This is a genomic window from Haloferax sp. s1 (assembly GCF_058382125.1).
Map to the genome: position 1 here is coordinate 1 of NZ_JBZRPK010000714.1, position 21,831 is coordinate 21,831.

Annotated in this window: 23 protein-coding genes; 7 read left to right on the forward strand and 16 right to left on the reverse strand. The window is 61.7% G+C overall.

Annotation, left to right across the window (positions count from 1 at the left end; all coding sequences use genetic code 11):
- The coding region (locus QT222_RS20210) for a helicase HerA domain-containing protein (RefSeq protein ID WP_491478197.1) at positions 1–349 on the reverse strand (349 nt) is incomplete at its 3' end.
- A gap of 75 nt (positions 350–424) precedes the next feature.
- On the opposite strand from QT222_RS20210, the gene QT222_RS20215 reads away from it, so the two are divergent.
- The gene (locus QT222_RS20215; protein WP_491478198.1) at positions 425–889 is read left to right on the forward strand and encodes a DUF7382 domain-containing protein; all 465 of its coding nucleotides are present in this window, start codon (positions 425–427) and stop codon (positions 887–889) included.
- 11 nt (positions 890–900) lie between these two features.
- Here QT222_RS20215 and QT222_RS20220 read toward each other — a convergent pair whose 3' ends face one another.
- Positions 901–2,169 carry a TiaS agmantine-binding domain-containing protein gene (locus QT222_RS20220; RefSeq protein ID WP_491478199.1) on the reverse strand — a complete coding sequence of 423 codons (1,269 nt, stop codon included), beginning with the start codon at positions 2,167–2,169 and terminating at the stop codon, positions 901–903.
- A gap of 143 nt (positions 2,170–2,312) precedes the next feature.
- Here QT222_RS20220 and QT222_RS20225 point away from each other — a divergent pair, with 143 nt between their 5' ends.
- Positions 2,313–3,287, forward strand: a complete 975-nt coding sequence (locus QT222_RS20225; RefSeq protein WP_004058189.1) for a transcriptional regulator — start codon at positions 2,313–2,315, stop codon at positions 3,285–3,287.
- A gap of 87 nt (positions 3,288–3,374) precedes the next feature.
- On the opposite strand, the gene QT222_RS20230 is transcribed toward QT222_RS20225, so the two are convergent.
- The 6 genes from QT222_RS20230 to QT222_RS20255 form a co-directional block, all read right to left on the reverse strand.
- On the reverse strand, positions 3,375–3,629 hold the full coding sequence (locus tag QT222_RS20230) for a glutathione S-transferase N-terminal domain-containing protein (protein ID WP_004058191.1): 255 nt from the start codon (positions 3,627–3,629) through the stop codon (positions 3,375–3,377).
- 98 nt (positions 3,630–3,727) lie between these two features.
- Positions 3,728–5,116 (reverse strand): aryl-sulfate sulfotransferase, encoded by a 1,389-nt coding sequence (locus QT222_RS20235; protein ID WP_491478200.1) that lies wholly within the window; start codon positions 5,114–5,116, stop codon positions 3,728–3,730.
- Between the two features lie 122 nt (positions 5,117–5,238).
- The gene (locus QT222_RS20240) at positions 5,239–6,708 is read right to left on the reverse strand and encodes an NCS2 family permease (protein WP_491478201.1); all 1,470 of its coding nucleotides are present in this window, start codon (positions 6,706–6,708) and stop codon (positions 5,239–5,241) included.
- Between the two features lie 372 nt (positions 6,709–7,080).
- Positions 7,081–7,794 (reverse strand): phosphoribosyltransferase family protein, encoded by a 714-nt coding sequence (locus tag QT222_RS20245; protein ID WP_004058204.1) that lies wholly within the window; start codon positions 7,792–7,794, stop codon positions 7,081–7,083.
- A 74-nt stretch (positions 7,795–7,868) separates the two neighbouring features.
- Positions 7,869–8,399, reverse strand: a complete 531-nt coding sequence (pyrE, locus tag QT222_RS20250; protein ID WP_004058205.1) for an orotate phosphoribosyltransferase — start codon at positions 8,397–8,399, stop codon at positions 7,869–7,871.
- Between the two features lie 215 nt (positions 8,400–8,614).
- Positions 8,615–9,157: a CDP-2,3-bis-(O-geranylgeranyl)-sn-glycerol synthase gene (locus QT222_RS20255; RefSeq protein WP_491478202.1), complete on the reverse strand. Its 543-nt coding sequence runs from the start codon at positions 9,155–9,157 to the stop codon at positions 8,615–8,617.
- Positions 9,158–9,283: 126 nt separating this feature from the next.
- Here QT222_RS20255 and QT222_RS20260 point away from each other — a divergent pair, with 126 nt between their 5' ends.
- Positions 9,284–10,123 (forward strand): proline dehydrogenase family protein, encoded by an 840-nt coding sequence (locus tag QT222_RS20260; RefSeq protein WP_004058209.1) that lies wholly within the window; start codon positions 9,284–9,286, stop codon positions 10,121–10,123.
- 92 nt (positions 10,124–10,215) lie between these two features.
- Positions 10,216–10,857, forward strand: coding sequence for a DUF502 domain-containing protein (locus QT222_RS20265; protein ID WP_004058211.1), 642 nt, complete (start codon positions 10,216–10,218; stop codon positions 10,855–10,857).
- Between the two features lie 76 nt (positions 10,858–10,933).
- On the opposite strand, the gene QT222_RS20270 is transcribed toward QT222_RS20265, so the two are convergent.
- A complete protein-coding gene (locus tag QT222_RS20270) occupies positions 10,934–11,872 on the reverse strand; it encodes a branched-chain amino acid transaminase (protein WP_004058213.1) in 939 nt (312 codons plus the stop codon).
- A gap of 91 nt (positions 11,873–11,963) precedes the next feature.
- Between QT222_RS20270 and QT222_RS20275 the strand changes: the two genes are divergently transcribed.
- The gene (locus tag QT222_RS20275; protein WP_491478203.1) at positions 11,964–12,860 is read left to right on the forward strand and encodes an NAD-dependent epimerase/dehydratase family protein; all 897 of its coding nucleotides are present in this window, start codon (positions 11,964–11,966) and stop codon (positions 12,858–12,860) included.
- A gap of 22 nt (positions 12,861–12,882) precedes the next feature.
- Here QT222_RS20275 and ribB read toward each other — a convergent pair whose 3' ends face one another.
- The 3 genes from ribB to QT222_RS20290 form a co-directional block, all read right to left on the reverse strand.
- The gene (gene ribB, locus QT222_RS20280; protein WP_004058218.1) at positions 12,883–13,566 is read right to left on the reverse strand and encodes a 3,4-dihydroxy-2-butanone-4-phosphate synthase; all 684 of its coding nucleotides are present in this window, start codon (positions 13,564–13,566) and stop codon (positions 12,883–12,885) included.
- Positions 13,563–14,276, reverse strand: coding sequence for a DUF120 domain-containing protein (locus tag QT222_RS20285; RefSeq protein ID WP_491478204.1), 714 nt, complete (start codon positions 14,274–14,276; stop codon positions 13,563–13,565). The genes ribB and QT222_RS20285 overlap by 4 nt, the downstream gene beginning before the upstream one ends.
- A gap of 419 nt (positions 14,277–14,695) precedes the next feature.
- Positions 14,696–14,848 carry a DUF7563 family protein gene (locus QT222_RS20290; RefSeq protein WP_169330954.1) on the reverse strand — a complete coding sequence of 51 codons (153 nt, stop codon included), beginning with the start codon at positions 14,846–14,848 and terminating at the stop codon, positions 14,696–14,698.
- Positions 14,849–15,086: 238 nt separating this feature from the next.
- On the opposite strand from QT222_RS20290, the gene argS reads away from it, so the two are divergent.
- A complete protein-coding gene (gene argS / locus QT222_RS20295; RefSeq protein ID WP_004058220.1) occupies positions 15,087–16,850 on the forward strand; it encodes an arginine--tRNA ligase in 1,764 nt (587 codons plus the stop codon).
- Between the two features lie 42 nt (positions 16,851–16,892).
- Here argS and QT222_RS20300 read toward each other — a convergent pair whose 3' ends face one another.
- Both QT222_RS20300 and QT222_RS20305 read right to left on the reverse strand, forming a co-directional pair.
- Positions 16,893–17,030 carry a hypothetical protein gene (locus QT222_RS20300; RefSeq protein ID WP_004058221.1) on the reverse strand — a complete coding sequence of 46 codons (138 nt, stop codon included), beginning with the start codon at positions 17,028–17,030 and terminating at the stop codon, positions 16,893–16,895.
- Between the two features lie 39 nt (positions 17,031–17,069).
- Positions 17,070–19,160, reverse strand: a complete 2,091-nt coding sequence (locus tag QT222_RS20305; RefSeq protein WP_491478205.1) for a MinD/ParA family ATP-binding protein — start codon at positions 19,158–19,160, stop codon at positions 17,070–17,072.
- Between the two features lie 130 nt (positions 19,161–19,290).
- Here QT222_RS20305 and prf1 point away from each other — a divergent pair, with 130 nt between their 5' ends.
- Positions 19,291–20,535, forward strand: coding sequence for a peptide chain release factor aRF-1 (gene prf1 / locus QT222_RS20310; protein WP_004058224.1), 1,245 nt, complete (start codon positions 19,291–19,293; stop codon positions 20,533–20,535).
- A gap of 140 nt (positions 20,536–20,675) precedes the next feature.
- On the opposite strand, the gene QT222_RS20315 is transcribed toward prf1, so the two are convergent.
- On the reverse strand, positions 20,676–21,059 hold the full coding sequence (locus QT222_RS20315; protein ID WP_491478206.1) for a DUF6276 family protein: 384 nt from the start codon (positions 21,057–21,059) through the stop codon (positions 20,676–20,678).
- Between the two features lie 81 nt (positions 21,060–21,140).
- Positions 21,141–21,827 (reverse strand): V-type ATP synthase subunit D, encoded by a 687-nt coding sequence (locus QT222_RS20320; RefSeq protein WP_004058227.1) that lies wholly within the window; start codon positions 21,825–21,827, stop codon positions 21,141–21,143.
- Positions 21,828–21,831 lie beyond the last annotated feature (4 nt).

Genomic DNA, 21,831 nt, shown 5'->3' on the forward strand with positions numbered 1-21,831 from the left:
CAGTTGGGTCGAGACCAAGCAGTTCGGGCCACGCGCTCGGCGGGAAGGCGTCGGCGCGGACCGTCGGCGAGTCGTGGACTGTTCCGTCGACCGACGATGCTTCGAGTCCGCCGAAGACACCCATCGGGTCCACGACGACCGGTGCAACGCCCTCGGCCTGGGCTAAGCCCTCGGCGACGACGCCGAGCGTGTGGGATTTCCCGCTCCCGCGTTTTCCGACGACGACGGCCGCGTGGGGACGGTTCACGTCGAGACTGACGGGTGCACCCGAACTTCCGTCGCGGGCGCGGTAGTTTCCGAGGTGACAGACTGGACCGGACTCGTCGGGCGTGCGGCCGATGGTGTGCATGACACGGATTCGTCCCGCGATGCGACTTGAACCTCCGGACGAGGGTTTATATACCAATCCGCGGCCAGACGGGGTATGTTCGATACGTTTCGGTCAGACACGCGCGCCATCGAAGGTCTCCCAGTCAGACTCGTCGTCGCCCTCGTCGTCGGCGTCGCCAGTATGAGCGTCATGCTCAACATGCTCTCCGGCGTGCAGGGACTCGCCACCTCAGAACTCGACGTGAAACCATCACCGGACGTAGTCGGCCCCGGTGCGCAGGACCTCGACTTCACCGTCGTTGACCACAAAGGGAACCCCGTCGAGGGCGCGACGGTTATCGTGAAATCGGGGACAGCAGACGTCGAAACGGTCGAAGCGGAGAAGACGGGCGGCGACGGGGCGGTGAGTATAAACGTCGATGTTGACCTCGGCGCGAACCGCGAGGACGGGACGCTCGTCGTGGACGTGAAGCCACCCGCGGGGAGTTCGTTCGTCGACCGTCGCGAAAATACGAATATTCTGGTCGTTCGGTCCTACACTCAAACGACGAACGAATAGCGAAACCGACCTTATCGCTCGGGGTGCGTCGCCGAGTCGAAGCCGCCGCGAACGAGCGGTTTTGCGATGTGACGGCGCGCACACGGCGGCACCTCGTACCAGCCGATTTCGAGGTCCCGCTCAACCGGGCGCTCGACTTTTCCGGGCGCGTCAGTCCCGCAGTCACGACACCGGTAGCCCTGATTTCGACCGGCACTCTTCATCGTCCGCCCGCAGTCGGGACAGGTAGGTGTCGTCGGTTCCGTCTGTACGAGGTCTCGAACCGCGAACTTCTCCAGTTTGAGCGTTTCGTCAGCCACCTCGCCGCACACGGTAAGGTCGTCGCCGACGCGGAGCGCCCGAACCCGGTTTCGGAATCGCTTCGTCGGTTCGAAGGCGGCCATCGTGACCGTTGCATCACCGTCCGAGAGGTCGAAAAAGACGTGTCCACCGGTTCGCGTCTCGGGTTCCGAGGCGACAGTGCCGGAAACGCAGTACGCGCGGCCGTCCTGAAGGTCGGAGAGTGTCCCGTCTCGGAGGTGCGCGTCGGTCCCCTGATTCGTGAGGAACGTCGCGGAGCGGTCGACCGGTTCGGAGTCGATAGCCCCGGCAACTTCACGGACGACGTCAGGGTCGTCGCCGCGAATGCCGTAGAGAATCGGCCCGGGCGCATTGGGAACGCAGACGGCCTCGCCTTCCTCGTGGGCGAAGGTGCCCCACGCGACGAGGTCGTCGGCGACCGCGGCTTGGAAGAGGGAGGCGTAGTCCTCGTCGCCCGGCGTCGCACCCCGGTGGTACTCGCGATAGGAGATGTGTTCGTAGGTCCACTCGTCGAAGGCGGCCCACGCACCCACGGCGGCGAGCGCGCCGATTTGTCCCCGGCCGCCGTGCCATCCCTCGGACAAGAATCCCGAGTCGGCGGCGAGTTCGACGGCGTCGTCGAGGTCGTGGAAGTCGCGGATAGCATCTCGGGCAAAATCGGCGACAGCAGACGAGATGGTGTCAGGTGCACCCGGCGCGACGACGAGTCCCGGACTGGTTCGCTCGTCGTCGACGACGGCCCAACGGTCGAGTTCGGCGCACGCGAGGTCGAACGCGGTCCCGGCAGGCAGGTCGGTGTGAATCGCTAACGCCGCGTTCCCGCGTGTCTTGTGCTCGACTGCCGGATTCAACCGAATGAGCAGTTGGCGCTCGACGGTGCCGCCGTGGTCCGCAATCGCCTCGGCGACGAGTGTCGCGAGATAGGTTGTACACATCCCGAGCGTCCGGGAGTCGGTGTCGTCGAGGCCGATGACGGTCATCAGCGGAGATTACCGAAGAGTAAAGTAACGCCTTTCGGGTCGTCAGAGACTATATAAATACGGATTAAAGAAGGGAGAAATGTCGGCGAGGGCGTCGGTATCCGGGGAAAACGCTTTATGGTCCGAATCACTTATTGCCCCCTATGTCCCGGTCAGCGCTGGTTGGTAATGTCGCCGCGATGCTCCAAGACGCGGGCTTCGTCGTGAGCGACCGCATCGCCATCCGGCCGAAGAGCTTCGACCTCGCCGCACGCAGAGGTGAGGACCTGTTGCTCCTCAAGATACTGGGGAACATCGACGCATTCGACGGACTCACCGGTTCGGAGATGCGACGGTTAGGGTCGTATCTCGACGCAACGCCGCTCGTTATCGGACTTCGAACCCGAGATGAAGACCTCAAACCCGGCGTCGTCTACTTCCGTCACGGTGTGCCTGTGTTCAACCCGGATACCGCGATGGACATGTTCGTCGAAGGTGTTCCACCACTCATCTACGCCGCCCCCGGCGGCCTGTACGTGAGCCTCGACGGCGACATCCTCGCCGAAGAACGGAAGGAACGCGGCTGGAGTCTCGGCCAACTTGCAACCGAACTCGGCGTCTCGCGGCGCACCGTCTCGAAGTACGAAAACGGCATGAACGCGAGTATCGAGGTCGCAATTCACCTCGAAGAGCTGTTCGACCGGCCCTTCTCGAACCCGGTCGACGTACTCGAAGGTGCAGAGGACGTTCGGGACGCCGAGCCGACCCCCGAGGACCCGGACGTCGACCCCGACGACGAACACGTTCTGTCGGTGCTCACGGAAGCGGGCTTCACCGTCCACCCGACGTCTCGCGCGCCGTTCAAGGCCGTAAGCGAAGACGCCGGACGTCGAAAGAAGGCGAACGTCCTTACGGGCCACTCGTCGTTCACCCGGAGCGCCGAAAAGCGCGCCCAAATCATGTCCTCGCTCGGCAAGATTACGCAGACTCGCTCCGTGTACTTCGTCGAGGAGAGACAGAAACGCGAGTCGGTCGACGGGACCGGCATCGTCAGTTGCGAGGAACTCGCCGCCATCGACGACCCGGACAAGATTCGCGACCTGATTCGCGAGCGGACGCGCGACCCCGCCGAAATCTAACGGGTGGTCGGAGATGCCGCTACTGGCATCGCAATATATCAGCAAAAGGAGAGACGCGGCAAATAGCTAGACCGCGCCCGAGAAGAGTTACGCCGCCGAGCCGTAGGTTTCTTCGAGGTATTCGACGATGTCGCTGCTCTCGGGCATTCCTTCGACGCCGTGTGCCTCGTCGACGAGGACGGGAACGCCAGTCTGGCCGCTAATCTCTTCGACTTCGGTTCGTTCGGGGTGTGCACGGGGAACCATCCGCGATTCGTACTCCAAATCCAGTTCGGCGAGCTTGTTCTTCACTTTAACACAGAACGGACAGCCCTCTAGTTCGTAGAGGATGAGATCAGACATCGGTCCGTGGTATGGATGCACGGATAATGAGTGCCGTGGTCTTGTGCGTTGTCAGTACACTGCTCCGAAAGGCCAGTCGAACCGGGGAATGCCCATCGTCACTCAGGGAGGACGCGCTGGAGCGTGTCGAGAATTCGGTGCCGCGCCATGAAGAGTTCACCGCCAGTAGCCACGAGACCGACGCCGACGGCGCAGATGGCCCAAAAGAGGTCCCACGGCGACATCCAGACCGGACGGAGCCACGGCAAGAAGTGTGCCAGTCGAGTCGAAAGTCCGTTCATCGGCCCTTCGCGCGGCGTTTCCGCGAAGGTCGACTGCACCTGTTTGACGAAGCCGATACTCTCGTTTCCGCCCGCAGTGATGTTGGCACTGCCGGTGATGGGATAGCTACCGCTCGCGTTCATGTCACGAATCGTCGGACCCGTCGACTCGTCTTCGTAGGCGACGCGTTCGGCGTCGTACGGACCCCACGTGGCGTAGTACTCCCAGACGACCTCGCCGGTCGGCGTAATCTCCATTACGCGATGGTTGAGCGTGTCGACGACGAGGGTATTCCCGTTGGGGAGTCGGTCGGCATCGCGTGGCCAGTTGAGGGTGTTCGACCCGACTGACCACGTCCGGACCCACTCGCCGTCTTCCTTTGCGTACTCGACGACGCGGTTGTTTCCACTGTCGGCGACGAGCATCGTGGGCGTCCCGTTCTCGCTCGTCAGCCAATCGGGGTTGTGCTGTTCGTTCAGGATGTCGTGGGCGTTGTCACGGCCGAGCCGGTCGACGATTTCTTTCGACTCCATGTCGATGATGACCGCCTGGTCGAAGTTTCGTGGCGAAAGCAAGAGTCGACCGTCGCCGATGTAGTCGACGTCGTTGACGTGACTCCAGTCGGCGTTGTGTCCGCCGTCGGTGTTTTCGGGGTAGTGGTTCTTGAAGTACCACTCCCACGTTATTTCGCCGGTCGAGCGGTTGTAGACCACGATTCGGTCCTCGCTACTGCCGGCAGAAGCGTTCCACTCGCGCATGTTGGCGATGAGGAGTTTGTCGTCGCCGAAGGCGTCCACGTCGTGGGTGTCCTCCATGTCGAATCGTTTCTCCCAGACGCGCTCGCGGGTGTCGGGGTCCAGTTCGAAGATGAGGGTTTCACCGCTCCGAGGCGACGAAATGAGGAGGTTTCCGTTCGGAAGTGGGTCGGCATCGAAGAACCACGCATTACCGCCGACCGAGTCGCGGTATTGCCACTGGAGGTCACCGCGTCCGTCGATAGAGACAACACGGGCGGGTTTCTTCGGGTTCGTGTTTCCGCGGAAGGTGTATCCCTGCACACTCACCACGGTAGACCCATTGGCGGGACTGGTGATAGTCCCCGGTTCGAGACTCGTCTGCTCTGACGGGTCGTACGTTAGCGCAGAGACCGCAGAAGGCGTAAGGAGGCCGATAATGAGGAGAAGAACGACCCCACGTACGGCGAGTCGCTCGTTGGGAATATTCATGCACTCGAATACTGAAGCGTACCCGTTCAATATTTTGTGTATCTCTCCGGAGAGAGCGAAATGCAGAAATCCCCCGGAGAGAGCAAAAAGCAGAAATCCGAGGAGGGGTCGTCGGCGCGTGGTCAGACCTGTGCCTGAAGCATCCCGGAGGTACGGACGACGAAGTAGATGAAGAAGGCGACGGCGAGGGCCCACTGGCCTGCACTGATGTCGTCGTATTCACCGGCAGCGAGCTTCACGAGAGGGTACGAGATAATGCCCGACGCGATGCCGTAGGCGATAGAGTAGGTAAACGGCATGATAAGGATGGTCATACCGGCCGGGATGGTGTGAGTGATGTCGTCCCACGCGATGTCGACGACGTTGCGGAGCATCACGACGCCGATGACGACGAGCGCGATGTGCGAGGCGTACAGCGGAATCGCCGTCGCGAGGGGGACGAGCGCGAGCGAGGCGAGGAAGAGACCGGCGGTCACGAGCGCAGTCAAACCCGTGCGACCGCCTTCTTCGACACCCGATGCGGACTCGATGTACGTCGTGACCGTCGACGTGCCAAGCGCCGCACCCGCGGTGGTACCGACTGCGTCGGCCATAAGCGGCTTGTCGATGTCGGGGAGGTCGCCGTTATCGTCGAGGAAGCCCGCGACCTGTCCGACGCCGACGAGCGTGCCGGCGGTGTCGAAGAAGTCCACGAAGAAGAACGTGAAGACGATGAGGGCGAAACTGAACGCCTCAACGTTTCCGAAGCCCGAGATGAACGAGCCAGCAAGCGGTGTGATGTTGTAGGTTACGACTGACCCAGAACCGGGGACGACGAGGTCGAACGTTCCAATGACCGGGAGTGTAACGGCCGTAGTTCCCGCCGCGACGACGAGACCGGCGTCGAGACCGACGAGACCGAGCTGCGTCACTGCCCATCCGAGTACCGTCGTCAGAGCGATACCGAGCAGGATTGAACCCGGAACGTCCGCGGCGTAGAGGACGAACGTCATGAAGAGACCGACCACAGAGACGATAGCGACTGGATTCGACGCGAGACTACCGAGCGTGACGAGCGTTGCGGTATCGTCCACGACGATACCCATCGCCTGCAAGCCGATGATGGCTAAGAAGAGCCCGATACCAGTCCCGACGGCCATCTTGACCGGGTGCGGGAATATCTTGATGATGGCCTCACGCGCCCCGACGGCGGTGAGCGCGATAAAGAGCAGCCCTTCCACGAACACGGCGGCGAGGGCCGTCTGCCACGAGATACCGAGCGCTCCGACGACCGTGAACGCGAAAAAGGCGTTCAGACCGAGACCGGGTGCTTGCGCGAACGGACGGTTCGCGTAGAACGCCATCGTGAGTGTCGCAATCGCGGCCGCGAGGATGGTCACGACGACGAGCATCGACTCGACTTGTCCCGGAGTGTAGCCGTCGATGATGATACCCGGCTTCGCGCCCGGGATACCCGTCATGATGTCCGGGTTGACCACGACAATGTAAGACATGGTCAAGAATGTCGTGATACCCGCGAGAATTTCGGCCTTGACCGTAGACCCGTGTTTATGCACGTCGAAGTAGTTTGCGAGGGTTTCAGATAGCCCCATGATGCACGACTAAGCATACCCAGTATTGCACACATAAGCATTACCATCCAGCCGGTGGAAATATACACAAACATGCATTGATAAGAGGCTTCGATAGAATCTACCCACACATAGGTGACTATTTTTGGACCACAATTAGCAGAAACAGCGGCTGTAGTGTCACCTAGCAATTACGAGAACACATCGAGAAGTTGGTGGAGTCGCCGATGAGCGCAACCGGGCGTCAGTAGCCGAGACGGGAGCCGTCGGAACTGGCATCACTGACGCGCGTGCCCACTGCAATCTCCAAGCCAAATCGTAACCCGTCGGGTCGATGCAAAGCGGAAGCAAAAGGATTCTGAAATCCCGTTCCTCACGTCCGAGAAAGCGCCGTTATTCGAAGATGCTGAGTGCGCCGACCGGTGCCTCGGTGAGTTCGCGGGCGCGGTTCGTTCCCTCGTCGCCGACGGCGATGAGCGCAAAGACGCCGGCGATGTTCGCGTCAGCCTGCAGAGCGATATCCAAGAGGAGTTCCTGTGTCTCGCCGGAGCGGATGAGGTCGTCGACGACGAGCACTCGCTCGCCGGCGTCGATGGCGCTCGCAGGGAGATAGTAGGTCAATTCGATACCGGAGGCGAGTCGCTGACGCGACTCGATGAAGTCCTCGACGGCGGTCTCTTTCGACTTCTTCGCGTACGCGAGGCGCGCGCCGAAGTAGCTCGCCATCGCGGCACCGAGGGTGATACCGTCGGTCGCCGCGGTCAAAATCACGTCCGGCCGTTCGAAGTTCAGCGTATTCGCTGCGACGGGCGCAACGAGGTCGAGGAACGACTGGTCGAAGACGACGCCGGAATTGTCGACGTAACCCTCGTCATCGAAGCGGACACGGGCTTCAAGTTCGTCAGCGAGTGCGTTTCGTCCGACACCTTCGACGACCTCGCGAGCGCGTTCGACACCGGGCAGGACGTGCCCGTTGACGTAGCGGTTGAGGTCGCCGGCCGGCAGCCCCGTGAGTTCGGCCAGTTCGTCGTACGTCCGGGTCTCTTTGAGCATCCGGAGTACGGAAACGGCCTGCAACTGGAGTGCGGCCTTCTCTGCTCTGTTCATGCCTTCGCCTTCGAGCTTGCACAAAAATGAATACTTCGATTGCAGATTGCACGCGAATTAGTCACAAGCGTGTATTAGTTGTCGGCGTCGGCGAGCAAGTCTTCGGCAGTAAGAAGCGACTGCAGTTCGATGTCGTGTTCGGCCAATAGTTCGTCTGCGCCCTCTTGACGGTCGACAACGACGATGACGCGGTCGACGACCGCGCCCGCATCGCGGAGCGCCTCGACGGCGTCGACTGCGCTCTGGCCCGTCGTTGCGATATCTTCGAGGACGACGACTTCTTCGCCGTCTTCGAGCGCGCCTTCGATTCGCTTTGCCGTGCCGTACTCTTTGGCCTTCTTCCGAGCGATGACGTAGGGTTTCTCCGTTTCGACGGCCGTCGCGGCCACAAGCGGAACGGCTCCGAGTGCGACGCCGGCGAGTTTCTCGTCGCCTTCGACGAGTTCCGCGAACGCCTCGGCGATGAGTTTCAGACACCGCGGGTCGGTTTCGAAGAGGTACTTGTCGACGTAGTAGTTGCTCGTGCCGCCGTGGGAGAGTTCGAACTCGCCGAACTGAACCGCGTCGGCGTCACGAAGCGCCTCGATGAGTTCTGTGTTCGCCATCTTGTTTCAACAGGAACGAGCAGGGCGCTTAAGCGGGTTGGTTCGGGGCGAAGTAGGGCAAGGCGGAGCGAAGTAGGGCGAGGCGGGGCGAAGCAGGGCGAGGCGGGGCGAAGCAGGGTGAAGCGGGGCGAAGCAGGGTGAAGCGGAGGCGGTAGAGTTCGTCCAACGCTGTACCGCGAGTGAGGTCGAAGGCGACTCCGACGCAGAAAAGTGGATTACCAGGGCTCGTTCTTGAATCCAAGCAGATACGCGGCGACGTTGGTGACGACGTGCAAGACGGGCGTCATGACGAGAACGACGGCGAGCACGGGGAGTGTGAACGTCGCCGTGAACCACCCGGGCGCGGTGATGTACGCGAGGACGAGCGCGCCGACGACGAAGTCGAGTTGGTCGAGACCGGGGAACGCAGCACCGCGTTCACGACCCGTCCGGCGCGTCAGGAACGACGCGCCGATATCGCCGAGCATCGCACCGAGGGCGAGACCGAACCCGGCGACGACGGGGAACGTCGGGAGGTCGGTGCCGACCGCGCCCGAGACGGCCGGTTCAGCAGCGTTGAGGGCGAGCGCGAGGGCGGTTCCGGCGAGCGTCCCGGCCGCGGTTCCGCGCCACGTCTTTCCGTCTCCGAGGACGCGACTGCCGCCCCACGTTCGACCACCATCGATGGGACGACCCCCACCGGCGAGGACGGCGGCGTTGTTCGGCACATACGCGGGCAACATCGCCCAGAAGGCAGTAACGACGAGAGAGACGACCATGCGAGTTCGTCCGTGGGGGGGAATGTAAGTTCCGACGATTCGTCGCGGGGAGAGGCGACGACGTCACCCGATTACGGTTCGTCAGGGATGATAACTCTGAATACCGGACGGTCGTAATCTTTTATCATGATTCCGCCCATCGCGAGCAAGTTCGTCGCGGGAGAATCCGCGGCAGGGGCACTCGACCACGCCCGACAGATGAACGAAGACGGCGTGGCAGTTATTCTGAACCTCCTCGGCGAGCACTACCACGAGCGCGGTCCGGCCGATGAAGACGCCGACGCGTACATCCAACTGGTCGAAGATATCGCGTCGTCGGACCTCGACGCCTGCGTCTCGGTGAAGCCCTCGCAAATCGGACTCGACGTGGGTGACGACGTATTCGTCGAAAACTACCGACGCATCGCTGCGGCGGCCGACGACCACGGCGTCTTCCTGTGGTGCGACATGGAGGACCACGAGACGACCGACGTGACGCTCGACGCTTTCGAGGAACTCGCCCGCGAGTTCGGCGGCGGCATGGGACTGTGTGTGCAGGCGAACCTGAAGCGCACGCCCGATGACTTAGAGCGACTCGCCGACGTGCCGGGGAAGATTCGCCTCGTCAAGGGCGCGTACGACGAACCGGCATCCATCGCGCACAAGAAGAAGTCGAAGATCGACGAAGTGTACAAGGAACTGCTGGCGTACCTCTTTCGAGAGTACGAGGGCGGTATCGCCGTCGGGAGCCACGACCCAGAGATGATTGACTACGCGCGCGAACTCAGCGCGGAGTACGACCGCGACTACGAGATTCAGATGCTCATGGGCGTGCGTGAGGACGCCCAGCGCGAGCTTGCTGCTGAGGGCATCGAAGTGTGGCAGTACGCGCCGTACGGCGGCAAGTGGTTCTCGTACTTCTACCGCCGCGTCCGCGAGCGCAAGGAGAACGCGCTATTCGCGCTTCGTGCGGTCGTCGGTATCTAGGACAACTGTTCGACGGCATCGGTTTTGGACTGTGTCGTCACGACCCGTACTAGAAATCCCCTTATGCCCGCGGGTTCACGTACCGAATATCAATGTCCTCGTGGAGACGCGACTTCGCCAGCGGTCTCGTGGTCCTCGTACCGCTCATCGTTATCATCTATATATTTACAATATTTTACAATAGCATTATCAAAATTCCCTTCGTATCTACACTCCTCACAGGAGGGTCGGACCCAACCACTGAATCGGAGGTGTTCGGCTTCTTCGTTGCCATCATTATCTTCGTGTTGCTCGTCCTCTCGGTGGGCTACCTCATGCGGACGACTGTCGGGCGGGTGCTCGAATCGGGTATCGACGCGGCGATGAACAAGGTCCCGCTCGTTCGCATCGTCTACAACGCTTCTAAACTCGCAGTCGAAACGGCACTTACAGGCACCGAAGACCTCCAGAAACCCGTCCGTCTCGAAACGTGGCCGGGGATTCGGATGACCGCGTTCAAAACCGGCAAGAAGACCGCTGACGGCAGGGAAATCGTCTTCATGCCGACCGCGCCGAACATCACCACCGGCTTCGTGATGGAGGTCGACCCCGACGATATCGAAGAGACGGGCGAGAAAGTCGAAGAAGCCCTCACGCGCGTCCTTTCGGCTGGGTTCGCCGAACAGGACCACATCGACGAGTTCAACATCGAAGTCACGGAGGAGTCGACGGACGGCCAAGTTACGAACGAATAAGGCGCGGGCACTCGCCAGCGTCGTTTCTCGTCGCTGTCGTCGTTGAACCGCCGCAAAAAATCGCTGTGCTACCGCGTTACTGCTCTTCGACGTAGGTGAACCACTCTTCGTGGTCGTCGGTCTTGCGCTCGACGAGGTCGAAGAAGGCGGTCTGGAGTTCTTCGGTGACCGGGCCGCGCGTGCCCTCGCCGATGACGACGTTGTCGACCTTGCGGATGGGCGTCACTTCGGCGGCGCTGCCGGTGAAGAACAGTTCGTCGGCGGTGTGGAGTTCGCCGCGGCTGATGACGGCGCTGTCGTCGACTTCGTAGCCGTGCTCGCGGGCGAGCGTGATGACGGTGTCGCGGGTGATACCGTCGAGAATACTCTGCGAGAGTCCGGGGGTGTAGATTTTCCCGTCGCGAACCATGAAGATGTTCTCGCCGGGTCCTTCTGCGACGTTCCCCTCCTTGTTCAGGACGATTGCTTCGACGTAGCCGTTTCGACGTGCCTCCTCACCGGCGAGAAGAGAGTTCACGTACAGACCGGTCGTCTTCGCGTTCGTCGGAATCTGGCTCGATGCGTGCTTACGCCACGACGAGACCATCACGTCGACGCCGTTTTCGAGCGCGTCCTCGCCGAGGTACGTTCCCCACGGCCACGCGGCGATGGCAACGTCGGTCGGGTTGTCCTTGGGGCTGACGCCGAGCGAGTCGTAGCCGTAGTAGGCGATGGGGCGGATGTAACAGCCGCCGAGGTCGTTCCGGCGGACGACTTCCAGCGTCGCCTCGGTGAGTTCCTCGGGCGAGTACTGGATATCCATGTCGTACGGCTTCGCGGAGTTGTAGAGCCGTTCGAGGTGTTCTTCCCAGCGGAAGATAGCCGGACCGCGGTCGGTTTCGTAGGCGCGAACGCCCTCAAAGATACCCGTACCGTAGTGGAGTCCGTGCGTGAGGACGTGAATCTGTGCGTCCTCCCAGTCCACGTATTCGCCGTTCATCCAAATCGTGGACACGTCCATATCATCGAATCCCATATACCTGCCTTCGGAGGCCCCCCTCTAAAATCATGACGAACCGGCCACAGCGGCCCCGATGATTTTGTCTGTGCAACACCACTTCCGGGGTATGGCCCTCGAATCTATCGCCGTCACGGGCGGAACCGGACAACTCGGTCCGACGGTTGTCGCTCACCTTCGGGCAAACGGCTACACGGTGACGAACCTCAGTCGCCACAGCAAATCAGCCCTCGCCGACCACGACTACCGGGTGAGCGCCCTAGATGCGGGCGACCTCACGGCGACGCTCAGTGCAGTCGACGCCGATGCCATCGTCCACCTCGGGACCATTTCGACGCCCGACCACGACCCGGGTCACCGCGTGTTCGAGAGCAACGTTCAATCGACGTACGTCGTCCTCGAAGCGGCGGCCGCTCTCGACATCGACAACGTTGCCATCGCATCGAGTATGAGCGCCATCGGCGGGAGTTTCGAACCCGACCCCGCTCAAATCGACTATCTCCCGATTGACGAAGCCCACAGAGAAACGCCGTCGAACCCTTACGGACTCGGAAAGTACATCGCCGAACAGACCGCGACGGGGTTCTCGCGGCGAGACGATGCGCCAAAAACCATCGCCAGTCTTCGGTTTCCGTGGATGCCGAGCAAGGAAGAAGCGAGACAGACCTTTGCCGAGCGAGACCGGTCGCTTTCGGGACTCAAAGAGGCGGGCTTCTTCCACACCGCGCGGAATACGCTGTTTTCGTATCTCGGACGCGAGGACGCGGCGAGGCTCGTTCGGCGCGCGCTCGAAGCGAACTACGAGGGTCACGAGGAGTTCTGGGCGGCGGCAGCGGACACCTCAACGACGGTCGAGTCGGCGACGCTCGCACGTGACGTCTATCCCGACGCCGACGTTCGGGACCAACTGTCTGGACACCAATCACTCGTTTTGACGGAGAAAGCGAAGCAACTCCTCGGATGGGAACCCGAGTGGTCGTGGCGCGACGGGCAGCGTGGAGAATAAAACGCGAAGCGGGCCAGTCGACTCAGACGAGTTCGTCGAGGAGGCGGTCGCCGTCGACGAACGCGAGGTCGTGTCTGGCGGCGTAGTCGGAGGCCGCCGTCTTCGAAAGTGCCGCGCCGGACTCATCATCGAGCATCTCGCAGACGACGACAGCGGGCGGAAGGGCCGCTTCGTCGGCCAGCGCAAGGCCGAGTTCAGTGTGTCCCTGCCGGTCTTCGAGCAGGTTCGGCGCGCCGCGGAGCAGGTGGACGTGTCCGGGTGCGCGGAACTCGCCGCCGAAATCGTTGGCCCCGTAGTCGCCTGCGCGGGTCGCCTCGGCGACGGGTGCGAGTCGGGAGATGGTCATCGCCCGGTCGCGGTCGGTGATACCCGTAAACGAGTCGCGGTGGTTCACCGTGAACGAAAACGACGAACGCGAGTCGTACGCGAGGTCGTGTGCGGCGGCCGCCGGGTGGTCGAGTACGTCGTCCATGAACGGCAGCGAGAGCGTCTGGGCCACGTCGTTCGGGAGGGCGACACAGACGAGTCCGCCGGCATCGTTTCGCATCCGGGCCACATCGGCGGGGCGAACCGCACCTGCCGGATAGACGATGTCCGTTTCTCCTTCGCGGTCGTCGAAGTCGTGGATGAGCACCGGGTCGCCCGCGCGGAACGCGTCGAGGACGCGCGAAACGGCATCGAGGTCGGTCTCGGCGGGGCGACTCATTCGAAATCAGCCTCCTCGACGCGGACCGTAATCGTGTCGCCGTCGAACAGGTCGAGTTCGTCGCGGAGTTTGTCCGGCGCGATGATTTCGAGTTGCGACTCGTCGTGGTGGGTCCGTTCGGGAACGATGATGTGGACGGGGTCGTACGACTCGTCACCGACTTCGATAACGGCCGCGTAGCAGGTGGCCGGGCCGAATGTCCGCTCGTCGTCCTCCCACCCGTCGATTGGGACTGCGTCGAGTGCGGACATCCCCGCGCGAGTGCGGATGGCGTCATCGTCGAGGCGGACGTTCAACGTACCCGGGAACGGTTCGTAGCCCAGTCGCTCGGTGAACTGCTCCATGTAGCCCGGAAGCGAGATGTAATGGCGACCCTCACCCATCCCGCCGGTCACCTCGCCTTCGAGGACGACCACTGACGGCGTCTCGAAGATACGACGGTAGTCCGCGTATTCGTGACGGAGCGCCGACTCACCGGAGTCAGTGATGGTTATCCACTGGCCGTCCGCGACAACTTCGCGGTCGATGAAATCGGCCTCTTCGAGGCGCTGGAGACGGCGTGACGCCGTCTGGTTGGAGACATCCAGCCGGTTTGCAAGCCCTGAACAGGAAACTTTGACCGGACCGGAGCGGCCGCCGTCGAGCGCAACGAGTTTGAGCGTGGCCAACTCATCGAACCCGACCGTCGCGGCGACTGCCGATTCTGACATATCACACGATTCGAACGCTCATCCCATAAGCGTATCGTAACTGAGATGTATCTCAAAAATGTGATGGAGTGTGGAGTAACCGGCTGAACTGCGTACCCATTCCTTTCAATCGATTACGGGTAAGTCCGTCGGTCAGTCTATCGGTTCAAGAAACGCGGAAGTGGAGGTGGGCTAGATACCCGCTGGCTGTTCTGGAGAGACCAGTGGGACGAAGGAACGGTGGATGGTGGGTGTGGGCTGGTAGATGGTGGGTGTGGGTTGGTGGATGTGGGAGAGTTGGTTGATGGATGGTGGGTGTGGGAGAGTTGGTTGGTGGATGGTGGGTATGGGAGAGTTGGTTGGTGGGTGTGGGGGAGTCGGCTAGGGGTAGTTGGTGGGTACGAGGGGTTGGTTCGGGTTTGACGCGATGGGGGGACAGTTCAGAGCGACGATGCTCTCCGTTCTGCGCTCACTTGTGAGATGCCCGCATTCGCCGAACAACTGGGACACGCGTAGACGCGCCCTTCGTGGTCGCCGAAGACGCGGACGAAATCACTCGACACGAACGCATCGCAGTGGTTGCAGTGACTCATGGGTGGAGTGAGGGCAGGTCGTCCTGCCTCGATTTGAATGTAGTTCGATTACAATATATGGATACTACCTAACTAGTAAGGACTAGGCCGAAACAGAGGTTTTCGGTTCGGAGGAGGTCAAGAGGAGAGGTTTGGCGGCAGGTAGCAGTGAGCGTAAATCCGACCCGAACGCAAATACGGCCACGTTTGCCCGGACGGTTCGGAAAGGCCTTTAGCCGCCTGCCGAGAAACCGCGTACATGTTCAGACAGTTCCGCAAGGAGGTCGAGACGGCGCTTTCTGCGGCGCTCTCGTCGCTCGACCTCCCCACCGACGACCTCGGGGTCGAGGAACCGCCGGAGGACGTCCCAGCAACGCTCGCCTCCAGCGTCGCCTTCCGACTGGCTGGTGTCGTCGGCGCCGCGCCGCCGAAGATTGCAATCGACATCGCCGAAGAAGTCTCCGTCGAGGGCTACGATTACCTCGGCAAAGTCGACACGCAAGGTCCGTACGTCAACTTCCACGTGACCGACGCGTACTACGACGATACGCTCGACGCCGCGGCGGACGACACCGAGTACGGCCGTCTCCCGTCGACCGGCGACAGCGTCGTCGTCGAGCACACGAGTGCGAACCCAACCGGCCCGGTCCACGTCGGGCGCGCCCGCAACCCCATCGTCGGCGACGCCGTCGCCAACCTGCTCGACTTCGCCGGCAACGACGTGGAGCGGCACTACTACGTGAACGACGCCGGTCGCCAGATGGCCGTCTTCACGTGGGCCTACGAGACGTTCGACGAGGAAGACCTCGACAGCGAACCCGAGCGCGACCGCATCGAGTACGACCTCGTTCGCTACTACCGCAAGGGGAATGCTTTCCTCGAAGAGGCAGACCCCGAGGAGGTCGAGGCCGCCGAAGCCGAAATCACCGAGATTCTACAGGGCATCGAGGAGGGCGACGAAGAGACCTACGCCCGCGTCGAGACCGTCGTCGACCAAGTGCTCGGCGGGATGCGCGAGTGTCTCGAACGTCTCCCCGCGGAGTTCGACGAGTTCGTCAAGGAGACGCGCTTTATGTTCGACGGGAGCACTCGCGACCTCGCAGACCGCCTCAAAGAGACCGAGCACGCGGTCTACGAGGAAGACGCGTGGCAACTCGAACTCGACGAATACGACATCGAGAAGAACCTCGTGTTCCTTCGCTCGGACGGCACGTCGCTGTACACGACGCGCGACCTTGCCCACCACGAGTGGAAGTTCGAGAACTACGACCGCGCCGTGACCGTCCTCGGCGAAGACCACAAACTGCAGGCTGGCCAACTTCGGGCCGCGCTCGACATCCTCGGCAACGACGTGGACAAGCTCGAAAACGTCATCTTCTCGTGGGTCAACCTTCCCGGCGGCCTCGGGATGTCCACCCGCAGGGGGACCGGCGTTATGCTCGACGACCTGCTCGACGAGGCCATCTCGCGTGCCCGCGACGAAGTCGAAAAACGCCTCGAAGGCCGCACCCGCGACGACGACCTCGACGAGGAAGACATCGACCGCATCGCCCGGCAGGTCGGTATCGGGGCGGTTCGCTACGATATCGTCTCGAAACAGCCGACGAAGGCCATCACCTTCGAGTGGGACCAGGCGCTCAACTTCGAGGCCCAGTCCGCTCCGTACATCCAGTACGTCCACGCCCGCTGCTGCGGTATCGTCGACGAGGCAACCGCCGCCGGTATCGACGCCAGTGAGGTCGACCCCTCGGTCCTCACGACCGAGGCCGAGCGCGACCTGCTCCGTACGATTGCGCGGTTCCCCGCGGTTATCGAGGCGGCGGCTGACGACCTCGAACCGCACACGATTGCGACGTTCGCCCGCGAACTCGCGGAAGTGTTCAACACCTTCTACCGCGAGTGTCCCGTGCTCGACGCCGACGAAGAAGTCGGTGCCGCGCGACTCGCACTCGTCGAAGCCTCGCGGAACGCAGTGGCGAATGCGCTCGCTATCATCGGGGTAGAAGCGCCCGAGTCGATGTGACCACGGGCTGAATCGTTTTTCTCGGCAGTTGTTTTTGCTGCGTTAGAACAGGAGTGGGAGCACGGCCGTACCGGAGATAATCGACCCGCCGAGAGAGAAAACTGCTGCGGCACCGCCGCCGAGCGCAAGGACTAGGAACAGCACTATCCACCAGAAGGGGACGGACTCAGATTCTGCCATAGGGGGCTTTCCGCAGACGCGAGTAAAAGGCCTTCCCGTTTAGCCGAGGAAGCGACTGAAGAATCCCTTCTTCTTGTCGTCGTGTTCGTCGTCATCGAACGACTCGACTTCCTCGACGAGTGACGTGGTGTAAACGCCCTCTTCCTTGCTGTTCTCATCGGGGGTGTCTTCGGCTGCTGCGTCTTCGGCGGACGCGTCTGCCTCAGTGGTCGGTTCGGCTTCGGCGACGAGCGGGTCGTCCTCGGATTCCGGTGCTTCGGTGACGACGGAGGACGAATCGTCGGTATCGGAGTCGAAGGGGACGGAATCGGTAGAGTCGGGTGAGCCAACAGTAGCGGGTGAATCCGAATCGGCGGGGCCGGTGGAGTCCGCGGGAGCGGATTCGGAGGGGTCGACGACTGCGTCACCTGCCAGTGGGTCAGTCCCCTGCGTTTCGGGTTCAGTATCAGAGAACGTGGATTCGTCGGCGGTTGGGGAGTCCTCGACGCTCTCGTCGAGGTCCGCAGCGAGTGGGTCGTCGCTGCCGCCGATGGCATGGTCGGTGCCGAGTTCCGTAGCACTGTCATCGACATCCGCTGCCAAGGGGTCGTTGTCAACACCGCCAGCGGGTGAGTCGTCGGCAGCGTCGTCGGCTAACGGGTCGGCAGCATCGGTAGCGTCGTCGGCTAACGGGTCGGCGGTATTGTCAGCTACCGAGTCGGTAGTGTTAGCTGCTGAATTTGTGGTATTAGCTACCGGGGCAGTGGAGCTAGCCACCGGTGGTTCGTCGTCGTCCGAGACCGTATCCTGTTCGTGAGACGGCGACTCGGCCGGGTCGTCCGGAGCACCTCCAGAGAACGGAATCGAGGCGGCGAAGTCGTCGTCATCGGTATCAGACTCGTCTTTGAGACCGGCTTCCGCATCAGTAGTCGAAGTGGACGACTGGGGTGGTTGTGTCGTGGTCGCCTCCGAATCCGTCGTCGATTCGAGGGGTGGTTCAGAAGTTTCTGATTCGGAGTCTACGTTAGTGTCTGCGTCAAATACCGGATTGGAGTCTATGGCCTCGGTCGTTGGTTCCGGTTCAGGTTCCGGCTCTGGCTCCGGCTCCGAAACCGTTGGTTCAGCCGGTGGTTTCGACTCGGATACTGACGTTGGCTCCGGTTCTGGCTCGGAGGCTATCGATTCGGTCACTGGCTCGGGGTCGGATTCGGGTTCGGGTTCCGACTTCAGTTCTGTCTCTGATTCGTGTTCCGGCTCTGGCTCGGGTTCCGGTTTCGACTCCCGTTCGAACTCCGATTCCGGTTCTGAACCGGATTCCGCATCCGTCTGGACGACGGACACATTTTCCGCCGTATCGGCGGTGGCGTCAGTTTCGGACGCAGAAACGGGTGCATCCGATGGTTCTGCTTCGGAATCAGTTGTATCCACAGACGAATCCGGAATCGGGACCGGCTTGCCCGTGAGTGCTTCCGCAAGTGCCCGGTAGCCCGCGGCGGCGATGCTGTCGGGCGAGCGGGCGACGACCGGAACCTGGGTGCTGAGTGCCTCGCGGATGGACGGGTCCTCCGGTACGACCGCGATGACACCAGCGTCGAGGGTCGAAGCGACAACCTCGGCGTTCGGGTTCGACTGGTCGACTCTGGTAAGGACGACACCGACCATCTCGGCCCCGATTCGTTTGCCGAGCTGTCGGGTCTTTTCGGTGTCGCCGAGGGCCTCGCGCTCCGTCGTAGAGACCAAGACGACCTCGTCGGAGAGCTTCAGCGGGACGAACGTGTCGTCACTGAGGCCCGCGCCAGTGTCGACGATGACGATGTCGTAGCTCTCCTTGAGCGTCGAGATTATCGGGTCGAGTTCCTTCGCGTTCGCGCGGGCGAACGCTTCCAGCGCGTTCGAACCCGGCAGGACTGAAAGTCCCGCTGGACCTTCGTAGATGGCCGATTCGACCGTCGTCTCACCAGTGAGCACGTCGTGAAGCGTCGCCCCATCTGGGTCGACGCCGAGGGCACCAGCGAGATTCGGCATCCCGAGGTCACCGTCGACGACAACGACATCGTGACCAGCCATTGCGAGGGTGGTCCCGAGATTGGCCGTCGTCGTCGTCTTTCCAACCCCGCCTTTTGCGCTGGCAATTGCGTACACCCGTGCCATGATTCCAACGTCGAAGTCCACCCATGACAGCCACATAAATGTTCGCCGACCGTTCTCGGTGTTGATTCGCGGTACCGTTCCGCGTGCCCAGTCAAAGGTTACTTAGCCGCTGGCCGGACTATATTGGGTGATGAGTAGCGACGCCGAGGGGCCGAGCGACGACCGCCGAAAGTACGAATTCAAGAAGGTCATCGAGGACCTCAGAGAGTACGAAGGCTCAGGAACTCAGCTCGTCACGATCTATATCCCCGAAGACAAGCAGATATCTGACGTTGTAGAGCACGTCATCACAGAGCACAGCGAAGCGTCTAACATCAAATCGAAGCAGACGCGGACGAACGTCCAAGACGCACTCACGAGTATCAAAGACCGCCTCCGCTACTACGACACCTTCCCACCCGAACGCGGTATCGTCATGTTCTCCGGTGCGGTCAACTCCGGCGGCGGCCAGACCGATATGGTCACGAAGGTACTCGAAAGCCCGCCAGAGCCGATTCAGTCGTTCCGGTACCACTGCGACTCGAACTTCCTCACCGGACCGCTCGAAGACATGCTCATGGACAAGGGCCTGTTCGGTCTCGTCGTCCTCGACCGCCGCGAGGCCAACGTCGGGTGGCTGAAAGGCAAGCGCGTCGAACCGGTCAAGAGCGCTTCGTCGCTCGTCCCCGGAAAGCAGCGCAAAGGTGGTCAGTCCGCCCAGCGTTTCGCCCGCCTCCGCCTCGAAGCCATCGACAACTTCTATCAGGAGGTCGCCGGCATGGCGAATGACCTGTTCGTCCCAAAACGACACGATATGGACGGCATCCTCGTCGGTGGTCCCTCACCGACGAAAGACGAGTTCCTCGACGGAGATTACCTCCACCACGAACTTCAGGACCTCGTCGTCGGGAAGTTCGACGTGGCGTACACCGACGAATCCGGCCTGTACGACCTCGTCGACGCCGGCCAGGACGCGCTGGCCGACCAAGAGGTCATCAAGGACAAAAAGCAGATGGAGGAGTTCTTCGAGAAACTCCACCGCGGAAACGAGTCCACCTACGGGTTCGAGGCGACACGTAAGAACCTCGTTATGGGGTCTGTCGACCGCCTCCTCATCTCCGAGGACCTGCGGAAGGACGTCGCCATCTACGATTGTGGCGGGCAAGAAGAGTACGAACTCATCGACCACCGGCACGACACGCCCAGCCACGACTGCGAAGACGGCTCCGAAGCCGAACTGAAGGAACGCGAGGACGTTATCGAGTTCCTGATGGACCTCGCAGACCAGCGTGGCACCGAGACGAAGTTCATCAGTACGGACTTCGAGAAAGGCGAACAGCTCTACGACGCTTTCGGTGGCATCGCCGGCATTCTCCGGTACTCCACCGGCGTCTAATCGACTCCTCCTCGGCGTCTTCGCGCACGCGAGCGCGAGAAGATAAGTATCGAACGCCGACCTGATATCGACCGCCGACACGACCGCCGAGTTACAACTCGACTCAGGCTGTAACGGCCGTCCCGCGCGCACCGTCAGCCTCAGAGAAACGAATCTAACTGCTCCTGTCGACGGGCTACGTCGAAGTGTGGGTCAGTCGCCTCCTGTTGGAGTCGATTGAGCGTGAGTTGCACATCGACACCCTTGCGTTCGGCGTACTCGAGACAGTCTACGATTGCGGAGCGGTTGAGCGCCAGCGCATCGAGAAGGCTGACTAACACCACAACCGCGGCACCGCCCTCACCATCGGGAATAGCACCTGCAAGCGGTCCAGATATGCCTTCGGTCGGAGGGTTTTCGCTCGGCCGAACTCGGAGGCAATTACTACACAACGCAAGTGTCAGTGCCGCTTCCGGCGTATACTCTTCGAGCGGTTCGGGGACTGAGAAGACGGCCTCCTCCCCGCCACAGTCGGGACAGGACATAGCGAACACTACGCGGCACGGTGATGAAAAGTGGTCGGTGCCCCGACCGAGAGAGTGTCGTCAGATGTGAGAAGACGAAACTTAGTTCGCCGCAGCGGCTTCCGCCTCGGCCTCTTCGGCGGCTGCCCGCTCTTCTTTTTCTTCTTCTTCCTTTTTCGCCTTAATCTTCTTCAGGCGGAAGATTTCCTCGCGCTCCTGTTCTTCGAGCTTCTGCTCGATGTACTCCTGGTTCTCGTACAGTTCGGGCAGTAGCTTGAATTCGAGTGCGTTGACACGGCGCTTCGTCGTCTCGATCTCTTCGAGCATCTTCTTCATCGCCGTCTCGACCTCCGCGGCGAGGATGATGGATTCGAGGAGTTCCTCGTAGGCGTCCGCGGCCTCGTCGATGCGGGCCGAGGAGCCGAGCAGTCCGTAGCCACGCTGGTCGAGGCTCTTTTTCACGCGCGAAGACTCGATTTGCGGGACGACGACGCCCATGATGTTCTTCGACTGCGTCGTAATCTCGGGGTACTCTTTCAGTGCGGCCGCCGCACCGCGAACCGCCACGTCACCCTCCATGGCGCGGGCCATGTTGATGGTGTTCTGGGCGCGCTCGTAGTCCTGGTTGAGGTTCGCCCGCACGTCCTGTGCCTGGTCGAGAATGTCCATGAACTCCATGATGAGGCCGTCACGCTTCTGTTCGAGCGTGTCGTGGCCCCGCTCGGAGAGTTCGATGCGATCCTCAATCGCCATCAAGTTCTTGCGGGTCGGCTTGACGTCTTCGGCCATCTTT

Excerpts from the sequence above, each read along its gene's own strand:
- QT222_RS20260 (WP_004058209.1), top strand. The coding sequence starts at position 9,284 with ATGATTCCGCCCATCGCGAGCAAGTTCGTCGCGGGAGAATCCGCGGCA.
- ribB (WP_004058218.1), bottom strand. The coding sequence starts at position 13,566 with ATGAGTCGCCCCGCCGAGACCGACCTCGATGCCGTTTCGCGCGTCCTC.
- QT222_RS20265 (WP_004058211.1), top strand. The coding sequence starts at position 10,216 with ATGTCCTCGTGGAGACGCGACTTCGCCAGCGGTCTCGTGGTCCTCGTA.
- QT222_RS20255 (WP_491478202.1), bottom strand. The coding sequence starts at position 9,157 with ATGGTCGTCTCTCTCGTCGTTACTGCCTTCTGGGCGATGTTGCCCGCG.
- argS (WP_004058220.1), top strand. The coding sequence starts at position 15,087 with ATGTTCAGACAGTTCCGCAAGGAGGTCGAGACGGCGCTTTCTGCGGCG.
- QT222_RS20300 (WP_004058221.1), bottom strand. The coding sequence starts at position 17,030 with ATGGCAGAATCTGAGTCCGTCCCCTTCTGGTGGATAGTGCTGTTCCTA.
- QT222_RS20225 (WP_004058189.1), top strand. The coding sequence starts at position 2,313 with ATGTCCCGGTCAGCGCTGGTTGGTAATGTCGCCGCGATGCTCCAAGAC.
- QT222_RS20235 (WP_491478200.1), bottom strand. The coding sequence starts at position 5,116 with ATGAATATTCCCAACGAGCGACTCGCCGTACGTGGGGTCGTTCTTCTC.
- QT222_RS20285 (WP_491478204.1), bottom strand. The coding sequence starts at position 14,276 with ATGTCAGAATCGGCAGTCGCCGCGACGGTCGGGTTCGATGAGTTGGCC.
- pyrE (WP_004058205.1), bottom strand. The coding sequence starts at position 8,399 with ATGGCGAACACAGAACTCATCGAGGCGCTTCGTGACGCCGACGCGGTT.
- QT222_RS20220 (WP_491478199.1), bottom strand. The coding sequence starts at position 2,169 with ATGACCGTCATCGGCCTCGACGACACCGACTCCCGGACGCTCGGGATG.
- QT222_RS20290 (WP_169330954.1), bottom strand. The coding sequence starts at position 14,848 with ATGAGTCACTGCAACCACTGCGATGCGTTCGTGTCGAGTGATTTCGTC.
- QT222_RS20315 (WP_491478206.1), bottom strand. The coding sequence starts at position 21,059 with ATGTCCTGTCCCGACTGTGGCGGGGAGGAGGCCGTCTTCTCAGTCCCC.
- QT222_RS20275 (WP_491478203.1), top strand. The coding sequence starts at position 11,964 with ATGGCCCTCGAATCTATCGCCGTCACGGGCGGAACCGGACAACTCGGT.
- QT222_RS20230 (WP_004058191.1), bottom strand. The coding sequence starts at position 3,629 with ATGTCTGATCTCATCCTCTACGAACTAGAGGGCTGTCCGTTCTGTGTT.
- QT222_RS20305 (WP_491478205.1), bottom strand. The coding sequence starts at position 19,160 with ATGGCACGGGTGTACGCAATTGCCAGCGCAAAAGGCGGGGTTGGAAAG.
- QT222_RS20240 (WP_491478201.1), bottom strand. The coding sequence starts at position 6,708 with ATGGGGCTATCTGAAACCCTCGCAAACTACTTCGACGTGCATAAACAC.
- prf1 (WP_004058224.1), top strand. The coding sequence starts at position 19,291 with ATGAGTAGCGACGCCGAGGGGCCGAGCGACGACCGCCGAAAGTACGAA.
- QT222_RS20270 (WP_004058213.1), bottom strand. The coding sequence starts at position 11,872 with ATGGGATTCGATGATATGGACGTGTCCACGATTTGGATGAACGGCGAA.
- QT222_RS20245 (WP_004058204.1), bottom strand. The coding sequence starts at position 7,794 with ATGAACAGAGCAGAGAAGGCCGCACTCCAGTTGCAGGCCGTTTCCGTA.
- QT222_RS20215 (WP_491478198.1), top strand. The coding sequence starts at position 425 with ATGTTCGATACGTTTCGGTCAGACACGCGCGCCATCGAAGGTCTCCCA.
- QT222_RS20320 (WP_004058227.1), bottom strand. The coding sequence starts at position 21,827 with ATGGCCGAAGACGTCAAGCCGACCCGCAAGAACTTGATGGCGATTGAG.